At 74.1% G+C, this 14,405-nt stretch carries 11 protein-coding genes; 3 read left to right on the forward strand and 8 right to left on the reverse strand.

The genetic code is table 11. From position 1 onward, the window contains the following. Positions 1 to 7: 7 nt before the first annotated feature. From ACTWJ8_RS08055 to fes, 8 genes are all read right to left on the reverse strand, one after another. Positions 8 to 3,895 carry an amino acid adenylation domain-containing protein gene (locus ACTWJ8_RS08055; protein ID WP_443263441.1) on the reverse strand — a complete coding sequence of 1,296 codons (3,888 nt, stop codon included), beginning with the start codon at positions 3,893 to 3,895 and terminating at the stop codon, positions 8 to 10. After that, the gene (locus ACTWJ8_RS08060) at positions 3,892 to 4,128 is read right to left on the reverse strand and encodes a phosphopantetheine-binding protein (protein WP_356383022.1); all 237 of its coding nucleotides are present in this window, start codon (positions 4,126 to 4,128) and stop codon (positions 3,892 to 3,894) included. The genes ACTWJ8_RS08055 and ACTWJ8_RS08060 overlap by 4 nt, the downstream gene beginning before the upstream one ends. Beyond that, positions 4,125 to 4,766: an isochorismatase family protein gene (locus ACTWJ8_RS08065; RefSeq protein ID WP_443263442.1), complete on the reverse strand. Its 642-nt coding sequence runs from the start codon at positions 4,764 to 4,766 to the stop codon at positions 4,125 to 4,127. The genes ACTWJ8_RS08060 and ACTWJ8_RS08065 overlap by 4 nt, the downstream gene beginning before the upstream one ends. Positions 4,767 to 4,782: 16 nt before the next feature. Then, positions 4,783 to 6,423: a (2,3-dihydroxybenzoyl)adenylate synthase gene (locus tag ACTWJ8_RS08070; protein ID WP_443263443.1), complete on the reverse strand. Its 1,641-nt coding sequence runs from the start codon at positions 6,421 to 6,423 to the stop codon at positions 4,783 to 4,785. Further along, positions 6,420 to 7,610: an isochorismate synthase gene (locus ACTWJ8_RS08075; RefSeq protein ID WP_443263445.1), complete on the reverse strand. Its 1,191-nt coding sequence runs from the start codon at positions 7,608 to 7,610 to the stop codon at positions 6,420 to 6,422. Before ACTWJ8_RS08075 ends, ACTWJ8_RS08070 begins: the two co-directional genes overlap by 4 nt. Positions 7,611 to 7,728: 118 nt before the next feature. Then, positions 7,729 to 8,520, reverse strand: coding sequence for a 2,3-dihydro-2,3-dihydroxybenzoate dehydrogenase (locus ACTWJ8_RS08080; RefSeq protein WP_356383012.1), 792 nt, complete (start codon positions 8,518 to 8,520; stop codon positions 7,729 to 7,731). Then, positions 8,517 to 9,494: an ABC transporter substrate-binding protein gene (locus ACTWJ8_RS08085; protein WP_356383010.1), complete on the reverse strand. Its 978-nt coding sequence runs from the start codon at positions 9,492 to 9,494 to the stop codon at positions 8,517 to 8,519. The genes ACTWJ8_RS08080 and ACTWJ8_RS08085 overlap by 4 nt, the downstream gene beginning before the upstream one ends. Before the next feature lie 51 nt (positions 9,495 to 9,545). After that, the gene (gene fes / locus ACTWJ8_RS08090) at positions 9,546 to 10,859 is read right to left on the reverse strand and encodes an enterochelin esterase (protein ID WP_356383007.1); all 1,314 of its coding nucleotides are present in this window, start codon (positions 10,857 to 10,859) and stop codon (positions 9,546 to 9,548) included. Positions 10,860 to 10,972: 113 nt separating this feature from the next. Between fes and ACTWJ8_RS08095 the strand changes: the two genes are divergently transcribed. The 3 genes from ACTWJ8_RS08095 to ACTWJ8_RS08105 are packed head-to-tail and all read left to right on the forward strand — an operon-like array spanning position 10,973 to position 14,376. Beyond that, on the forward strand, positions 10,973 to 12,025 hold the full coding sequence (locus tag ACTWJ8_RS08095) for a FecCD family ABC transporter permease (RefSeq protein ID WP_443263446.1): 1,053 nt from the start codon (positions 10,973 to 10,975) through the stop codon (positions 12,023 to 12,025). A 5-nt stretch (positions 12,026 to 12,030) separates the two neighbouring features. Continuing rightward, complete coding sequence (locus ACTWJ8_RS08100) at positions 12,031 to 13,095, forward strand: FecCD family ABC transporter permease (RefSeq protein ID WP_443264839.1); 1,065 nt, start codon at positions 12,031 to 12,033, stop codon at positions 13,093 to 13,095. Between the two features lie 36 nt (positions 13,096 to 13,131). Then, positions 13,132 to 14,376 carry an alpha/beta hydrolase-fold protein gene (locus ACTWJ8_RS08105; RefSeq protein ID WP_443263447.1) on the forward strand — a complete coding sequence of 415 codons (1,245 nt, stop codon included), beginning with the start codon at positions 13,132 to 13,134 and terminating at the stop codon, positions 14,374 to 14,376. Positions 14,377 to 14,405 lie beyond the last annotated feature (29 nt).

Consider the following 14,405-nt stretch of genomic DNA (forward strand, 5'->3'; position numbering starts at 1 on the left):
GCGCCCGTCAGCCGTCCGACTCCGCGAGCCGGGCCGAGAGCGCCTCGGCGATCCGTTCCACGTGTTCCTCCCTGAGCAGCTCGGGGTGGGTGCAGGGCAGGTCGTGGTTGGTGATGCGTCCGGTGATGTGCGGGCGCCACGCCTCGCGGGTGAGCCAGTCCTCGGGGCGCGGGGCGGCCGCCGTGAAGAACAGGGCGTCGCCCTCGAAGCGGCGGTGGGTGTGGGCGCGCATCATGCGGGCGTGGTTGGGGACGATGTCGACGATCCGGGAGAGCGTCGCGTCCGTGAGCCCGGCGAGAGGGCTGCCCGCCTTGCGCAGCGTGGCGAGGACGTCCTCACGGCAGGCCTCGTCGGTGCGTTCGAAGCCGGCCATGCGCAGCACGGCGGTGAGGGCGTCGCCCTCCTCGGGCGCGGGGCGCTCGCGCCACTGCTCGGCGGGGAACGCGTCGAGCAGCGCGAGGAGTTCGACCGTCTCCCCCGCCTCCTGGAGCAGTACGGCGACGGCGTGCGCGAGGATGCCGCCGACGGACCAGCCGATCAGCCGGTAGGGGCCGTGCGGGCTGATGCGGCGGATCTCGTCGACGTAGTCCGCCGCCTGCTCCCACAGGGTGCCGGGCAGCGGGTCGTCGGAGGTGAGGCCGCGGGCCTGGATGCCGTGCACCGGCTGGTCCGGGCCGAGACGTGCGGTGAGGCCCGCGTAGCACCAGGAGATTCCGCCCGCCGGGTGGATCGCGAAGAGCGGCGGGCGTGTGCCCTCGCGGCGCAGCGGGAGGACGACGCCGAGTGCGTCGGCGGACACCGGCGACGCGTCGTCGATGCGGGCGGCGAGGGCCGCGGGGGTGGGCGAGGCGAAGAGGGAGCCGATGGTGAGGTCGGCGCCGAGTTCCTCGCGGACCCGGTGGACGAGGCGCACGGCGAGCAGGGAGGTGCCGCCGAGGTCGAAGAACGCGTCGTCGGGGCCCGCTCCTTCGACGCCGAGGACCTCGGCGAAGAGGCGGGTGAGGGTCTCCTCGCGGGGGCCGGCGGGGCGCCTGGTGTCATCGCTCGCGCCGAAGACGGGGGCCGGGAGTTCGCGGCGGTCGAGCTTGCCGTTGGGGCTGAGCGGGAACGCGTCGAGCGGCACGATCGCGGTCGGCACCATGTGCTCGGGCAGGGTCCGGGCGAGCGCGGCGCGGACGGCCGCAGGGTCGACGTCGGTTCCGGTGACATAGCCGACGAGGCGGTCGTCGAGGACGAGCGCGCACGCCCCGTCGACGCCCTCCCGCGCCGCCAGCTCGGCCTCGATCTCGCCGAGTTCGATGCGCTGGCCGCGCAGTTTGACCTGGTGGTCGGTGCGGCCGAGGTATTCGACCTCGCCGTGCTCCGTCCAGCGGGCGAGGTCGCCGGTGCGGTACATGCGGCCGCCGCGGAAGGGGTCGGGGACGAAGCGTTCGGCGGTCAGCTCGGGCCTGTTCAGATAGCCGTCGGCCAACTGCCGCCCCGCCAGGTGCAGTTCGCCGACGATGCCGGGCGGGCACGGCTGCCCGGCAGGGTCGAGGACGTACAGGCGGGTGTTCCAGACCGGGCGGCCGATGGGCACGGGCCCGGACGCGGACGGCTCGCAGGCGTGGTACGTGACGTCGACCGCGGCCTCCGTCGGGCCGTACAGGTTGTGCAGCGCGACGCCGGGGAGGGTGCGCGCGAAGGCGTTCGCCGTCTCGCGGGGCAGGGCCTCACCGCTGCAGAAGACGCGCCGCAGCGCCCCCGCGCAGGCGGGCGCGGCGGGCTCGGCGAGGAACACCTGGAGCATCGACGGCACGAAGTGGCAGGTGGTGACGGCCTGTTCGCGGATCAGGCGGGCCAGGTACGCGGGATCCTTGTGGCCGCCCGGTGCGGCGACGACGAGCGTGGCGCCCTCGCGCAGCGGCCAGAAGAACTCCCACACCGACACGTCGAACGACGACGGTGTCTTCTGGAGGACGACGTCGGCGGCGCCGATCCGGTACGTGTGCTGCATCCAGCGCAGCCGGTTGTCGATCGCGGAGTGCGGGACGACGACACCCTTCGGCTTCCCCGTCGACCCGGAGGTGTAGATGACGTACGCCGGGTGGGCGGGGGTCAGCGCGCGGGCCGGGTCCACGGTGGCGTACGCGGAGAGGTCGAGTCCGTCGAGGGCGACCAGCGGGGTGCCTGCGTCGGCCGGCAGGCGGTCGGCGGTGTCGGTGACGGCGCAGACGGGGGCGGCGTCCCGCAGCATGTACGTGAGGCGCTGCTCGGGGTAGTCGGGGTCGAGCGGCAGATACGCGGCGCCGGACTTGAGCACGGCGAGCAGCGTCACGATCAGCTCGGCCGAGCGCGGCACGGAGACGGCGACGAGCCCGCCGGGCGCGGCGCCGAGCTTCTGGAGGTGGCGGGCCAGTTGGTTGGCGCGGGCGTTGAGTTGCGCGTACGTGAGCACCGTGCGGTCGTGCACGAGGGCCGTCGCGTCGGGGGTGCGGGCGGCCTGGGCCTCGATGGGGCCGATGAGGGTGGTGGGCGGCAGGGCCCGCTCGGTGCGGTTGAACTCGTCGAGGACGAGGGCGAGTTCGGCGGGCGTGGCGATGCCGTGCGCGGCGAGCGGTCCGTGCGGGTCGGCGTCGGCGAGCCGGCCGAGGAGGTCGAGGAACCTGGCCTGGTGCGCGGCCAGGTCCTCGTCCTCGTAGAGCGCCGGGTTGCCGTCGTGGTCGATGCGCAGGCCGCGGCCGTCGGCGCGGTCGTAGATGTTGACGGTGAGGTCGTCGACCGGGCCCGCCGACAGGTTGTGGGCGCGGGCCGGGGCGCCGGCGAACTCGGTGCCGTAGTCGAACGGCATGACGTTGACGAGGGGCCCGACGAGGCCGCGGCTCTCGCCGAGCAGGCCGAGGTCGCGGCGGATGTCCTCGTACCGGTACCGCTGGTGGCGTCGCACCGCGCGGACGCCGAGGACGACCTGGCGGACGAGCTCCGCGAACGTGCTGTCGGGGGTGACGGTGAGGCGCAGCGGCAGCACGTTCATGACCATGCCGGGGACGCGCAGCGCGACCGAGCCCATGCGGCCCATCATCGGCAGGCCGAGCACGACGTCGGAGCGGCCCGTGGCGCGGGAGGTGTAGAGGGCCTGCGCGGCGATGAGGACGTCGGGCCAGGTGGCGCGGGTGCGGGCGGCGAGCTCCTTGAGCCGCTCGGTGGTCCCGGGCGCGAGCCGTGCGGTGCGGCGGCGGAAGGTGCGGGACGGCAGGGCCCCGCGTCCGGCGAGCCGCGGCGCCTCGGGGCGGTCGGCGAACGCCTCGGCCCAGTGCGCGCGGTCGGCGGCGTACGCGTCGGACGCGCGGTACTCGGCGTCGACGGCCAGCAGGTCGGCCAGGGTCTCGAAGGGGCGGGGTCCCGGATCGTCGCCGCGGACGAGGGCCGTGTAGACGTCGGCGGTCCTGCGCACGAGCAGCGAGTAGCCGAAGCCGTCGATGACGAGGTGGTGGATGCGCTGGTACCAGAGCCAGCGCCGCTCCCCCACCCGGAACAGGGCGTGACCGAAGAGCGGTCCCGCGGCGAGGTCGCAGGGCGCGGCCAGGTCGGCGCGCATCCACTCGAGCGCCTCGGCCTCGCTCAGGTCGTCGCGCACGGTCAACGGCAGGTCGACGCTGCCGCACACGCGCTGGCGCGGCCCGTCGGGGGTGTCCTCGACGCGGACGCGCAGCGCGTCGGCCTCGGTGACGACGCGGCGCAGCGCGGCGGCGAAGAGGTCCGGGTCGAGCTCGCCGTCGATCTCCAGGTACTCGGCGGTGTTCTGGGCGGGGCTGAGCGGGTCGAGGGCCTGCGCGAACCACATGCCGGACTGGGCGGCGGTGAGCGGCAGGACGAGGTCGCCGACGGAGGTGGGCGCGCCGATGAGGGCGGTCATGAGGCGACCACCCCCAGGAGCTCGGCCCAGGCCTCGACGGCGGGCCGCTCGGCGAGGTCGACGAAGGACGCCTCGACGCCGTGGTCCTTGCGCCAGCGCTCGAGGAGGGTCATGACGCGTACGGAGTCGAGCCCGTAGTCGACGAGGTTCTCGTCGACGGGGATGTCGGCGGGGTCCTCGCCGAGGCAGTCGGCGACGTCCTCGCGGATCTTCTGCACGGTGAGGGTGGTCATGCGGCGCGCACCTCCTCGATGAGCCGGTCGGTGGTGGTGACGGCGGCGCAGCGGCCGGCGGCCCAGCGCAGCGCCATGTCGTGGTCCTCGCGGCCGAAGTCGGCGACGGCGTCGGCGACGACGAACGCCTGGATGTCCCGCATCCACGCGTCGGCGGCGCTGATCATGACGCCGATGTGCGCGTACACGCCGACGATCACCAGCTGGTCGCGGCCGGACTCCCGCATCAGGTGCTCGAGTTCGGTGCGGACGAACGCGCTGTACTTCCACTTGGTGAGGACCGTGTCGCCGTCCTGGGGCGCGACGGCGTCCGGCATGGCGAGGGCGGCCGGGTCGTCGGCGGCGCCGGGCCCCCAGAAGTCGAGCTGGAGCCCGCGCTCCTCCGGTGTCTGGCCGCCGCGCTGGGCGGAGTAGTACACGGGCACGCCGAGAGCCCGGAACTCCTTCAGCAGGCGCGCGGCATTGTCGAGCATGCCGGTCAACGGCTGTTCGTCCTGCGGGTACGCGGCGAGGAAGTGCTGCTGGAGGTCGTGGACGAGCAGCACGGCGCGGGCCGGGTCGACGGTCCACGGGACGCGGTTCGCGGGCAGCTCGTCGGGGGTGGGGAGCGGATAGGCGGCGATGGCGGGCAGGGCCATGGTGGGGGTGAACCTCTCAGTGCTGCTCGGCGGCGGACCGCTGATGCTTCTTGCTGATCTTGCCGATGCCGGTCTGCGGGAAGGCGTCGACGAATTCGACGAGGTCGGGGACCTTGTACGCGGCCACGCCCCGCTCCCTTACGAAGCGCTTCACGGCGACGGGCCTCAGCGGTGCGGCGTCCGCGCGCAGGATGACGTACGCGAGGGAGCGCTCGCCGAGGTACTCGTCGGGGACGCCGACGACGGAGACGTCGTGCACGGCGGGGTGGGCGAGGAGGATGTTCTCGATCTCCTCGGGGGCGATCTTCTCGCCTCCCCGGTTGATCTGGTCCTTGGCGCGGCCCTCGACGACGAGGTGCCCCGTCGGGGTGCGGCGCACGATGTCGCCGGTGCGGTAGAAGCCGTCGGCGGTGAAGGAGCGGGCGTTGTGCTCGGGGGCGCGCCAGTAGCCGCGGACGGTGTACGGGCCGCGGGTGAGCAGATGCCCGAAGTCGCCGTCGGGGACGTCCTGGTCGGCGTCGTCGACGACGCGCACCTCGTCGTCCGGGGAGATGGGGCGGCCCTGGGTGGCGACGACCGTCTCGGGATCGTCGTCGAGCCGCGTGTAGTTGACGAGTCCCTCGGCCATGCCGAAGACCTGCATGAGCCGGCAGCCGAGCGCGGGTTCGAGGCGGCGGGCCGCCTGTTCGCTGTACTTCGCGCCGCCGACGAGGACGAGTTCCAGGGTCGACAGGTCGTGGGCGGTGCCGGCCGCGGAGTCCGTCCAGACGAGGGCGAGCGGCGGGACGAGCCCGGTCATGGTGATCCGCTCGCTCTCGACGAGCGGGAACGCGGTCTCGGGGTCGGGCGCGGGCGAGAGCACGACGGTGCCGCCCGCGTACAGCACACCGAGCCACCCCGGGCTGCTCATGGGGTAGTTGTGGGCGGCGGGCAGCACGACGAGGAAGCGGGTGTCGGCGTCGACGCCGCAGATCTCGTTCGAGCCCCACAGCGAGTACAGGTAGTCGTCGTGGGTGCGCGGAATGAGCTTGGGCCGTCCGGTGGTGCCGCCGGAGAGCTGGAGGAAGGCGAGCTGATGCGGCTCGGGCCCGTCCAACGCGACCGGTTCGTGCGGCACGTCATCGAGCGCGGTGTGCTCACCGGGATCGCCGCCGACGACGAACACGTGCTTCAGGCTCGGCGCCTCGGCCCGCACCTTGCTCGCGAGCGCCCGGTGGTCGAACCCGGCGTGCCGCTCGGGGATCACGTAGGCGACGGCCTCGGTGAAGGAGCAGAAGTACGTGATCTCGCTGTCGCGGTGCGCGGGCAGCGCGTACACGGGCAGCGCGCCGATGCGGAACAGGGCGAAGACGACCTCGACGAACTCGCCGACGTTCGGCAGCTGCACGACGACGCGGTCGCCCTTGCCGATGCCGCGCGCGACGAACCCGGCGGCCAACCGGTCGACCCGCTCGTCGAGTTGGCGGTACGTCCAGGTGCGCCGCTGCGGCGCGGGGTCGACGAGGGCGACCCGGTCCGGATGGCTCGCGGCCCGCTCGCGCAGGACGCCGCCAAATGTTTCGCCGCGCCAGTACCCGGCGGCGCGGTACCGCTCGGCGAACTCGGCGGGCCAGGTGGGCGCGTCGACGCCGGGGGTGAGGGAGTCGGCGGCGGTCACAGGGTGGCTCCCACGGCGTTCAGGAACGTACGGAACTTGGCGCCGGTCTCGGCGGTCTCCGCCTCGGGCGAGGACTCGGCGACGACGCCCGCGCCGGCGAACAGGCGCAGCAGATTGCCTTCGGCCTCGGCGCAGCGGATGGTGACGACCCACTCGCCGTCGCCTTCGGCGTTCTGCCAGCCGACCATGCCGGTGTAGGCGCCGCGGTCGAAGGGCTCGGACTCCGCGATGACCCGCCGTGCGAGGTCCGTGGGGGTGCCGCAGACGGCCGGGGTCGGGTGCAGGGCGGAGGCCAGGTCCAGGGCGGTGATGCGCCCCGGGTCGGCGAGTTCCCCGGTCACGGTCGTGGACAGGTGCCACATGGCGGCGGTGCGTACGAGGGTGGGGCGGGCGGGTACGTCGATGGTGCGGCAGAACGGGGCGAGGGCCGCGCGCACGGCGTCCACCACGACGGCGTGCTCGTGCAGGTCCTTCGCCGATTCGAGGAGCGCGGCGGCGCGGCGCACGTCCTCGGCGAGGTCGGCGGAGCGCGGCGCGGAACCGGCGAGCGGGTTGGCGGTGAGCGTGGCTCCGGTGCGGGACACGAGGAGTTCGGGGCTGGCGCCGATGAGCGTGCGGCCGGGGGCGCTGGGCACCGCGAAGGTGTAGCCGGCCGGGTCGCGGCGGGCGAGGCGGCGCAGCATGGCGGGCAGGTCCGGGGCGCGCCGTGCGGTCAGTTCGAGGGTGCGGGCGAGCACCACCTTGTCGAACTCGCCGGCCTTCATCCGGTCGACGGCCGCGGCGACGGCGGCGCCGTACACCTCCGGCTCCGGCACCTCGCGCATCGCCCACTCCAGGTCGACCGGCGCCACTGGCAGGGCTATGAGCGGATCCTCCCGCAGCGGCGCCGCCCACCGCACGCTCTCCGGCACGGCGAGCGCGGGCCTCGCGTCGGGCGCGAACGGGATCGCGCCCATGACGACGGGGTCCGGATCCCCGCCGCGCCGCCGCGCGTCGAGCAGCGCCCGCACGCGCGCACTCAACACCCCATCTCTGTAAGGGAGTTCGGCGACGACACCACGCCCGAGGAGCGTGCGGTGCGGGGTGGCGAGGAACCGGTCGGTGGCGGGCAGGTACGCGTCGAGGAGCGCGGTGGCGGATCCGGGCGAGACGATTTCGGGCACACGAGGACTGACGACCGTGGTCATGGGTGGTCTCCAAAAGTGGGGTACGAAAAGCCCCTTGGGGGTTTCCCGGACGAAGTCTGGGGAGTTTGAGCAGCGGGGTCCGGGGCGGAGCCCCGCGACGGGGGGAACGGGCACCCGGTCACCCCCGGAGGGTGGCGCCTCCGTCGACGTACAGGTCCTGCATCGTGACGTGCCGCGCCCGGTCGGACGCGAGGAACGCGACCGCCTCCGCGACGTCCTCCGGCTCGGCGATGCGCCCGAGCGGGATGCCGGTGCGGTACGCGGCGAGGTCGCCCTCGATGACGGAGCGTTCGCCCGCGCCCGTCTCCCACATGCCGCGCTGCATGTCGGTGAGGGTGGAGCCGGGGCACACGGTGTTGCAGCGCACGCCGTGCGGGGCGACCTCCAGGCCGAGGCACTTGGTGAACATCGCGGTGGCCGCCTTCGACGCGGCGTACGCGGCCATGCCCTGCCGGGGGATTCCCGCGGCGTTGGACGCGACGGTGACGATGCTGCCGCTCCCCCGCCGGGTCATCCGCCGGGCGGCGGCGCGGGAGACGTGCAGGACGCCGTTGGTGTTGACGGCGAAGCAGGCGGCCCAGTCCTCGTCGGTGAGGTCGACGACGGGTGCGCCGCGCAGGACGCCGGCGACGTTGACGGCGATGTCGAGGGGGCCGACGGTGTCCTCGGTGTCGGCGACGAGCGTGTCGACAGCGGCCGCGTCGGTGACGTCGAGGGGACGGGCGACGACCTGCCCCTCGGCGTACGGGGCGGCGGTCTCGGCGACGGCGTCGGCGTCGCGGTCGGTGGCGACGACGCGGGCACCGCGGGCGGCGAGCGCGGCGACGACGGCCGCGCCGATCCCCCGGCCCGCCCCCGTGACGAGGGCGAGCCGGCCGGCCAGGTCCTGGCCTGTGGTCGGGGAAGTCACTTGGCGAGCGCCTCCTCGATGTCGTCGAGGACGGTGCGCGCGGCGAGCGGGCCGCCCGCGCTGTTCCAGGCGGAGCCGTCGATGACGACGACGTGCCCGTCCTTCTCGGCCTTCAGCTTGCCGAAGTTGGTGACCTTCCGGGCCTCGGCGTAGGCCTTCTCGCTGTCGTCCTCGCTGCCGAGGGCGCCGAAGAACAGCCAGTCTCCGTCGATGGTGGAGAGCTTCTCCAGGGAGACGGGTTCGCTGTGCCCCGTACTCGCGCCCTGCTGGTCCTTCGGGCGGTCCATGCCGAGCGCCTTGAGCGTCGAGCCGACGTGTCCGGCGCCCTTGCCGACGACGGAGGGGGCGCCGTCCTGCCAGCGGATGACGGAGACGGAGGCGCCGGCGTTCTTGCCGAGGTCCTTCTTGGTGGCGGCGACCCGGGTGTCGAAGTCGGCGAGCCACTTCTCGGCGTCGGACTTCTTGTTGAGGGCGTCGGCCGTGTCGGTGAAGGCCTTCTTCCAGTCCTCGTTGAGCTTCGCGGTGACGACGGTCGGCGCGATCTCCTGGAGCTTGGCGACCGACTTCTTCGCGCCGGTCGTCTCGTCGAGGAGGATCAGGTCGGGCTGGAGCGCGGCGAGCTTCTCCATGTCGGCCTCGGCGACGGACGCGACGACCTTCGACGTGGCCGCCTTGTCGGCGAGGTACGAGGACACGCCCTTCTGGCCGCGGCCCGCGGTGGTGCCGACCGGTTCGACGCCGAGGGCGAGCGCCGCGTCGAGGGTGGGTTCGCTGAGCGCGACGACCTTCTTGGGGTCGCTCGGCACCTCGACCTTGCGGCCCTGCGCGTCGGTGAGCTGCCGCGTCTTCGCCGCCGATCCGGCCTTCGCGGCGCTGTCGGCGTCGTCGCCGCCGTCGCCGCCGCAGCCGCTGAGGAGCAGCGCTCCGGCGACGGCGGGTATGAGGGCGGCGTGACGGGCTCTGAGGGTGGACATGTGAGTGACGCTCCTTGAGGAACAGAGATGTCTACGGGGTGGGGAACCGCCCTAGGCGGAAGCTTCAGGGCCGCCGAGCAGCCGGATCAGCGCGTCGACGAGGGCCACGCGCCAACAGGCGTAGTCGTGGCCGCCGTTGAACTCGTTGCGGGTGACGCGGTAGCGGGCGGAGTGCAGGACGTCGTGGAGCGCGCGGCAGTGGTCGACCATGTCGCCCTCGTGCAGGCCCACGTCGAGGTGGACGGTGATCGGGGCCGGCGGGTCCTCCGCGAACCGGGCGACGAGCCACGGCGTGCCGAAGACCTGTTTCCGTACGACGCCGGGCGGCAGCGACGGCCGCCACCACAGGGAGGGCGACTGGGCGAGGATGTGGCCGAAGCGGTCGGGGCGGAGCCGTCCCGCGTGCAGCGCGGCCATGCCGCCGAGGCTCTGGCCCGCGACGACGGTGCGCGCGGGGTCGGTGGTGAGGGGCCAGTGGCCCGCGGCCCACGGCAGCAGCTCGTCGGCGAGGAACTCCACGAAGGCGTCCCGGGCGCCGAGTTCACGGTTGCGGGTCTGCCGGTCGACGGCATCGGGCGCGAGCACGGCAAGGGGAGGCAGCGTCCGGTCGGCGATCAGCGCGTCGAGGGTGTGCCGAAGGCCCATGCGGCCGAACCACATGTCGCCGTCGCAGAGGACGAGGACGGGCAGCCGCTCTCCGTCGGCGCGGGGGCCCGGGGGCGTGTAGACCCAGACGTCCCGTTCCGCGCCGAGGGCCGTGGCGTTCACCCGGTGGCGCTCGACGTGTCCTGCAGGGGTGTCGCCGCGGCGTTCGGACCAGGCGGGGGCGGGGGCCTCGGGCAGGGCGAAGACGGAGTTGTCGCTCCCGCCCCACCGGGTGGGCAGGCGGCGCGGGTTGAGCGGGTCGTGGGCCGCGTGCACGCCGAGCGAGCGCAGCCGCGCCTGGAGCACCGCGGGGTCCCGCGGCGGCTCCTTGGCAGAGATGTCGGCGGCGATCCGGTACGAGCCCCGATGGTCGGCGCGCAGCCGCAGGCCGAGGTGCCAGACGTCGGTGCCGGGGATCCGCTCCATGAGGGAGTCGGCGAGGCGGGCGCGGTCGCCGATGCGGTTGGCCAGGAGCAGCACCTGCCGGGTGGCGCGGTGGCCGCGCCACAGGAAGGTGACGGCCCGGTGGTCGGGGTCGCCGTCGAGCTCCTCGACGAGCGGGGTGCCGCGGGCGGCGGCCTCCCGCCAGAACGCGTCGACTGCGAGGGCGCGTCCGGCGGCGTCGGCCGCGGCGCAGCGCTCCGCGAGGCGCGCGACGCGGGCGCCGGTGACGCGCTCCGGACGGTGGTCCGGCAGGGCGGCGACGGACTGGACGCTCATGTCTCCTCTTCCTCCGGGCTTCCTCCGGCACGACGACAACCACGACCGACGACAGGCGACTTTCGTCGACACAATTGTCAGCAGTCGAGCTTAGGTTAGCCTAAGCTAACCACATGCCCGCAGGAATACGACTCCGCCCCGGCGGAACACAGCAACTCCCGGCCACCGAGCCGCGCAGCCGCCCACCCCGCGCCACGGGACTCGTCATCGGTCTGGTGCTGCTCGTCGCGGCGGCGGCCCTCTCGCTCGCGGTCGGCACGGAACACCTCGCGCCCGGCCGGGTCTGGAGCGGGCTCTTCACGCCCTCCGGCTCCGCGAGCGACAACATCGTCAGGGAGTTGCGGCTGCCGCGGACGCTCATCGGCATCGCCGTCGGCGCGGCCCTCGGCCTGGCGGGCGGCGTGATGCAGGTGCTGACCCGCAACCCGCTCGCCGACCCGGGCCTGCTGGGCGTGAACGCGGGCGCTTCGGCCGCCGTCGTCACCGCGATCAGCGTGCTCGGCATCACGTCGTTCACCGGCTACCTGTGGTTCGCGCTGATCGGCGCCGCCGTCGCCGCCGTCGCCGTGAACGCGCTCGGCGGCACCCGCTCGGCAACTCCCGTCCGCCTCGCGCTCGCGGGAACGGCCGTCAACGCCGCGCTGTTCGGCTACGTCAACGGGCTCCAGCAGTGGGACCTGAACGCCCTCGACTCGATGCGCCACTGGTCCGTCGGCACGCTGGAGAAGCGCGATCCGCACCTCCTGCTCCAGGCGCTCCCGCTGCTGATCGCGGGCGCGCTGCTCGCCCTCGCCCTGGCACGGCCGCTCGGCGCGCTCTCGCTCGGCGAGGACCACGCCCGCGCGCTCGGCACCTCGGTGCGCCGCACCCGGCTGCTGTCCATCGTGGCCATCACGCTGCTGTGCGGCGGCGCCACCGCCGTGTGCGGGCCCATCGGCTTCGTCGGCCTGATGATCCCGCACGCCGTCCGCGCCTTCACCGGACCCGATCCCCGCTGGCTGCTCCCCTACTGCGCGCTGTTCGCTCCCACCCTGCTGCTGGTGGCCGACGTGCTCGGCCGGGTCGTGGTGTCGCCTTCGGAGATCCAGGCGGACATCGTCACGTCGTTCCTCGGCGGACTCCTCTTCGTCCACCTCGTGCGGCAGCGGAAGGTGGCGCAGCTGTGACCCTCGTGAAGAGCGAACCCCGGGCCCGCGCGGCCGAGTTGCGGCGCGGGCGGGTGCGGGCGGGCCGGTTCTCGGTGCGCTTCGGCCCGCGCGCCCTGCTCGTCTGCCTGGCGCTGATCCTGCTCACGGCGTGCCTGGTCGTGCTGTCCGTCGGCACGGGAACGTACGAACTGTCACCGGTGGAGGTGGTGCGGACCTTCGCGGGCGACGGTCCGCCCGGCGCCGGGTTCATCGTGCTCGACCTGCGGCTGCCGCGCGCGGTCGTGGCCGTCCTCGTCGGATTCGGGACCGGCATGGCGGGCGCCGTCTTCCAGTCGCTCACCCGCAATCCGCTGGGCAGCCCGGACATCATCGGCTTCGGCAACGGCGCGTCGGCGGGCGCGCTCGTCGCGATCATCGTGCTCGACGCGGGGGCCGCGCAGACCGCGCTCGGCGCCCTGGTCGGCGGCTTCGCCACGGCCGCCGCCGTGTATCTGCTGGCCTGGCGGCGCGGCGTGCACGGCTACCGGCTCGTCCTCGTCGGCATCGGGGTGTCCGCCGTGCTGGGCGCGGCGACCAGCTTCCTGTACGTCCGCGCCGACATCGGCAAGGCGGCGCAGGCCGCGAGCTGGATGATCGGCTCGCTCAACGACCGGGGCTGGGCCGAGGCCAGGACGGCCGCGCTCGGCCTGCTCCTCTGCGTCCCCGTCGTCCTGACATACGGCCGCAGACTGACGATGCTGGAGATGGGCGACGACACGGCGGGCGCACTCGGGGTGCCGCCGGAGCGCAGCCGGCTGATCCTGCTGTGCGCGGGCACGGGACTGACCGCACTGGCGGTCGCGGCGGCCGGCCCGATCCCCTTCCTCGCCATGGCCTCCCCGCAGCTGGCCCGCCGCGTCACCCGCTCGACCGGGCCGAACGTGCTGCCCGCCGCCTGGATGGGCGCCCTCCTCGTGACGGCCGCCGATCTGCTGACGCAGCGCGTGACCGGCTCGGCGCTGATGCCGGTCGGCGTGGTGACGGGGGTGGCCGGCGGACTGTTCCTGGCCTGGCTCCTGCTGCGCGAGCGCCGGGCGCGGCACGTCTGAGCACGTCACACGTCTTCTTCCGGGAGGTATCACCGCATGACCCGCACGACGGCCCCGGCCGACATCGAGAGCCCCCGCCTGGCACGGCTCGTGGCCGAGACACGGGCCCACGGCCGCGCGGCGGTCGACCGATTCTGGCGTGAACTCGCCGCTGCGGGCGCGCCGTTGACCGAGCCGGTACCGGGTTCCGCCGACGAGCGTCTGGTGACGGTGGTGTGGCGGCAGGACCGGCCCGTCGAGGGCGTGTACGTGCTGGCGAACCGGGTCACCGACAAGCACCGGTTCCGCGAGGGCCTGATGCGGCCGCTGCCCGGCACGGACGTCTGGTACGTCACGCTGCGGCTGCCGCTGGGGCTGCGCTGCGGTTACCGCATCCACCCGTTCGACGCGGACGACCCCTGTCTGACGGCCGAGGGGCCGCGCGGCGGCACGTTCCGGGAGCTGCCGGACGACCGGGTGGATCCGCTGAACCGGCACGCGGACGGTCCTTTCGGCTCCCTGATCGAGCTGCCCGGCGCGCCCTCGCTGGCCGAGTGGCCGACCGCCCGCCCCACGGATCGCGGTGAGGCGTTCGACTTCGCCGCCGCCGACGGTTCCGTGCACCGCGTGCGGCGGTTCGTGCCGGACGACCCGGGCACGGGCGCCCCGCCGGGGCTCCTCGTGGTGTGCGACGCCGAGCAGTGGTTCGACCGGTACGGGATCGTCGCCGCGGTCACGGCCGCCGTCACGGCGGGCCGGATCCCGCCGCTGGCCGTCGTGGGCGTCGAGTCGGGGCCCGATGTGCCGTCGCGGATGCGGCAGTTGGGCGCCAACCCGCGCTTCATCGACATGCTCGCCGACGAGCTGCTGCCGTACGTCGTCCGCGGTCTGCCCCGCGCCCCGGACCGCCGGAACATCATGCTGTGCGGGCAGAGCCTCGGCGGACTCACCGCGCTCGCGACGGCCCTGCGCAGGCCCGACGCCTTCGGCACGGTCCTCGCCCACTCGGCGTCCACGTGGTGGCGCCCCGGCATGACGGCGCGGCCCCGGCAGTGGGACGAGGACGCCGTCACCTGGCTGTACGAGCGGGCCGCCGCCGCGCCCGTCGGCGACGTCCGCATCCGTATGGACGTCGGCCGCAACGAGGGCCCGATGGTCGACGACCTGCGCCGCCTGCACGCGCTGATGGCCCGCCGCGGCTTCGACGCCTCCCTGCACGTCTACACCGGAGGCCACGACTACGCGTGCTGGGCCGCCGCCCTCATGGACGGCCTCGCCGAGGCCGCCGCTCCCCCGGCCTGACGCGCGGACGCGCCCCGCGGCACGGGCCG

Source organism: Streptomyces sp. SDT5-1, from assembly GCF_052245995.1.
In the GTDB taxonomy this organism is placed as follows: domain Bacteria; phylum Actinomycetota; class Actinomycetes; order Streptomycetales; family Streptomycetaceae; genus Streptomyces.

Excerpts from the sequence above, each read along its gene's own strand:
- ACTWJ8_RS08095 (WP_443263446.1), top strand. The coding sequence starts at position 10,973 with ATGCCCGCAGGAATACGACTCCGCCCCGGCGGAACACAGCAACTCCCG.
- ACTWJ8_RS08055 (WP_443263441.1), bottom strand. The coding sequence starts at position 3,895 with ATGACCGCCCTCATCGGCGCGCCCACCTCCGTCGGCGACCTCGTCCTG.
- ACTWJ8_RS08060 (WP_356383022.1), bottom strand. The coding sequence starts at position 4,128 with ATGACCACCCTCACCGTGCAGAAGATCCGCGAGGACGTCGCCGACTGC.
- fes (WP_356383007.1), bottom strand. The coding sequence starts at position 10,859 with ATGAGCGTCCAGTCCGTCGCCGCCCTGCCGGACCACCGTCCGGAGCGC.
- ACTWJ8_RS08075 (WP_443263445.1), bottom strand. The coding sequence starts at position 7,610 with ATGACCACGGTCGTCAGTCCTCGTGTGCCCGAAATCGTCTCGCCCGGA.
- ACTWJ8_RS08085 (WP_356383010.1), bottom strand. The coding sequence starts at position 9,494 with ATGTCCACCCTCAGAGCCCGTCACGCCGCCCTCATACCCGCCGTCGCC.
- ACTWJ8_RS08065 (WP_443263442.1), bottom strand. The coding sequence starts at position 4,766 with ATGGCCCTGCCCGCCATCGCCGCCTATCCGCTCCCCACCCCCGACGAG.
- ACTWJ8_RS08105 (WP_443263447.1), top strand. The coding sequence starts at position 13,132 with ATGACCCGCACGACGGCCCCGGCCGACATCGAGAGCCCCCGCCTGGCA.